A 4033-nucleotide genomic window follows, 5' to 3' on the forward strand; every position below is an offset into this window, starting at 1 on the left:
CGGGCGCGGCGGTGCTGCGTTTCCGACCGGCATCAAGTGGCGGACCGTGCTCGAGACGCAGGCCGACCAGAAATACGTCGTCTGCAATGCCGACGAAGGCGATTCGGGCACCTTCTCCGATCGCATGACCATGGAAGGCGACCCGTTCCTGCTGATCGAGGGCATGGCGATCGCGGGAATCGCCATCGGCGCCACGCAGGGATACGTCTATCTGCGCTCGGAATACCCCCATGCGGAGCGTGCGATGAACACCGCCATCGCCCTCGCGTATGAGCTGGGCGTGCTCGGACCGGACGTGCTGGGCTCGGGTCGCCGCTTCGACCTGGAAGTGCGGCGCGGTGCCGGCGCCTATATCTGCGGCGAGGAGACTTCGCTTCTCGAAAGTCTCGAAGGCAAGCGCGGCGTCGTTCGCTTCAAGCCGCCAATCCCGGCGATTTCCGGTCTCTTCGGCAAGCCGACGCTCGTCAACAACGTCATCACCTTCACCTCGCTGCCGATCATCTTCGAGCGTGGCGCCAAGTTCTATTGCGACTTCGGCCAGGGCCGCTCGCGCGGCACCCTGCCGATCCAGCTTGCCGGCAACATCAAACACGGCGGCCTGATCGAGAAGGCGTTCGGGGTCACGCTGCGCGAACTGCTCTACGACTTCGGCGGCGGCTCGGCGTCGGGGCGGCCGATTCGCGCCGTGCAGGTGGGCGGACCACTCGGCGCCTACCTGCCCGAATCCCAGTTTGACGTGCCGCTCGACTACGAAGCCTTCACCGGCATCGGCGCGATGCTCGGCCACGGCGGCATCGTCGTCTTCGACGATACGGTCGACATGGCGAAGATGGCGCGCTATGCGATGGAGTTCTGCGCGATCGAGTCCTGCGGCAAGTGCACGCCGTGCCGCATCGGCTCCACGCGCGGCGTCGAGACCATCGACAAGATCATCGCCGGGCGTAACCGCGGCGCCAGCGTGGCCCTGCTCGAAAGCCTGTGCGACACGATGCTGCACGGTTCGCTGTGCGCGCTCGGCGGGATGACGCCGTTTCCCGTGCTGAGCGCGCTCAGACACTTTCCCGAAGACTTCGGCCTGGCTCGCGCGGGGCTCGCCGCCGCTGCCGCCGCCTGACCCTCACCGCAGAGGACGAGACAGATGACGACTGCAAGCATCCGACCCGAGGATTTCGGCACGCCGGCGCGCGTTTCGGAGCGCATGGTGGACCTGGAAGTCGACGGCATCCCGGTGAGCGTTCCGGAGGGCACGTCGGTGATCCGCGCTGCCGCCGAGGCGGGCGTGGCTATCCCGAAGCTCTGCGCGACCGACAGCCTGGAGCCCTTCGGTTCCTGCCGCCTGTGCCTGGTCGAGATCGAGGGCCGCAGGGGTTATCCGGCGTCCTGCACCACGACGGTCGCCAGCGGCATGGTGGTGCGGACGCAGACGGAGAAGCTCGGGCAGATCCGGCGCGGCGTGATGGAGCTTTACATCTCCGATCATCCACTCGATTGCCTCACCTGCTCCGCCAACGGCAACTGCGAGCTGCAGGACGCGGCCGGTGCCGTGGGGCTGCGCGAGGTGCGTTACGGCTATGGCGGCGAGAATCATCTCGATGCACCGACCGACGCGTCGAACCCGTATTTCAGCTTCGATGCGTCGAAGTGCATCGTCTGCTCGCGCTGCGTGCGCGCCTGCGAAGAGACGCAGGGGACGTTCGCGCTGACGATCCAGGGCCGGGGTTTCGACTCGAAGGTCTCCCCCGGCATGAACGAGAGCTTCATGGGCTCGGAGTGCGTGAGTTGCGGCGCCTGCGTGCAGGCGTGCCCGACCGCTACCCTGATGGAGAAGTCCGTCATCGAACTCGGACAGCCGGCGCGCAGCGTGGTCACGACCTGCGCGTACTGCGGCGTCGGTTGTTCGTTCCGCGCCGAGATGCGGGGGTCGGAACTGATCCGCATGGTGCCCAACAAGGACGGACACGCAAATCACGGCCACTCCTGCGTCAAGGGGCGTTTCGCCTTCGGCTATGCGACGCACGCGGACCGCATCACGACGCCGATGATCCGCGAGAAGATCGGCGATCCGTGGCGCAAGGTTTCCTGGGAAGAAGCGATTGCCCACGCTGCAAGCGAGTTCAAGCGCATCCAGGCGAAGCACGGACGCGGCGCGGTGGGCGGCATCACGTCGTCGCGCTGCACGAACGAGGAGACCTATCTCGTGCAGAAGCTGGTGCGTGCCGCGTTCGGCAACAACAACGTCGACACCTGCGCCCGTGTCTGCCATTCGCCGACCGGCTACGGCCTCAAGGCAACGCTCGGCGAATCCGCCGGCACGCAGGATTTCGACTCGGTCATGCAGGCGGACGTGGTGCTCGTGATCGGGGCCAACCCGACCGATGGCCATCCGGTGTTCGCATCGCGTCTGAAGAGCCGCCTGCGTGCCGGCGCGAAGCTCATCGTCGTCGATCCGCGCACCATCGACCTCGTGCGCTCGCCGCACGTGGCTGCGGCCCATCATCTCAAGCTGCGTCCGGGGACGAACGTCGCCGTAATCAACGCCCTCGCGCATACGATCGTGACCGAAGGGCTGGCGAACGAGAGCTTCGTCGCCGAGCGCTGCGAGGCGCAGGCCTACGCCAAGTGGAAGGCGTTCATCGCCGCCGAGCGCAATTCACCGGAGGCGCTGGAAGCCGAGACCGGTGTGCCGGCGGCGGAGGTGCGTGGGGCCGCACGGCTGTACGCCACCGGCGGCAATGCCGCGATCTACTACGGCCTCGGCGTAACCGAGCACAGCCAGGGATCGACCGCGGTCATCGGCATCGCCAATCTCGCGATGCTGACGGGCAACATCGGCCGCGACGGCGTCGGCGTGAATCCGCTGCGCGGGCAGAACAACGTGCAGGGCGCATGCGACATGGGCTCGTTCCCGCACGAACTGCCGGGCTATCGGCACGTGTCGGACAGCGTGGTGCGCGAGCTCTTCGAAGCGTCGTGGGGCGTGCGTCTCGACCCGGAGCCGGGGCTGCGCATTCCGAACATGCTCGATGCCGCGGTCGACGGCAGCTTCCGCGGCATCTACATCGAGGGCGAGGACATCGCGCAGTCGGATCCGGACACGCAGCACGTCACGGCCGCACTCGAAGCGATGGAATGCGTCGTCGTGCAGGATCTCTTCCTCAACGAGACGGCGAAGTACGCCCACGTGTTCCTGCCGGGTTCGTCCTTCCTGGAGAAGAACGGCACCTTCACCAACGCCGAGCGCAGGATCTCGCCCGTGCGCAAAGTGCTCGCGCCGCTTGCCGGAAAGGAGGACTGGGAGATCACCGTCATGCTGGCGGAGGCGCTGGGGTATCCGATGCCTTACCGTCATCCGTCCGAGATCATGGACGAGATCGCGCGCCTCACACCTACCTTCGCCGGCGTGAGCTACGCCAAGCTCGACGCGCTCGGCAGCATCCAGTGGCCCTGCAACGACGCGCATCCGGCGGGAACGCCGACCATGCACATCGACGAGTTCGTCCGCGGCAAGGGTCGCTTCCTCGTCACGGAGTACGTCCCGACGGAAGAGCGCACCAGTCGCAAGTACCCGCTGATCCTGACCACCGGGCGGATCCTCAGCCAGTACAACGTCGGCGCGCAGACGCGGCGCACGCCCAATTCGAGCTGGCACGACGAAGACCGTCTGGAGATCCACCCGGGCGACGCCGAAATGCGCGGTGTTCGCGAAGGTGACTGGGTCGGCATCCGCAGCCGCTCCGGTGAAACGGTGCTGCGGGCGCGCGTGACCGAGCGCGTGCAGCCGGGTGTGGTCTACACGACCTTCCACTTCCCCGAGTCGGGCGCCAATGTGATCACCACCGACAATTCCGACTGGGCGACGAACTGCCCGGAATACAAGGTGACGGCGGTGCAGGTCGAGAGCGTGACCCAGCCCTCCGAGTGGCAGAAGCGCTTCCGCAGCTTCAGCGAGCATCAGCGCGAGCTGCTCGACAATGCGCAGGTTGCGTCGTAGGCCATGAGCGACTGCGGCCTGATGAGCCTGGGATCCGCCCAC

General features: G+C 66.7%; 2 protein-coding genes. Both read left to right on the forward strand.

Translation table 11 applies throughout. The features are described from left to right. Positions 1 to 1114 (forward strand): formate dehydrogenase (locus tag JNK68_13165; GenBank protein ID MBL8541305.1); only part of this gene is annotated, 1114 nt, incomplete at its 5' end. Between the two features lie 24 nt (positions 1115 to 1138). Continuing rightward, on the forward strand, positions 1139 to 3991 hold the full coding sequence (gene fdhF, locus JNK68_13170) for a formate dehydrogenase subunit alpha (protein ID MBL8541306.1): 2853 nt from the start codon (positions 1139 to 1141) through the stop codon (positions 3989 to 3991). Positions 3992 to 4033 lie beyond the last annotated feature (42 nt).

The sequence above is a fragment of the Betaproteobacteria bacterium genome (assembly GCA_016791345.1).
Classification (GTDB): Bacteria; Pseudomonadota; Gammaproteobacteria; order Burkholderiales; family JAEUMW01; genus JAEUMW01.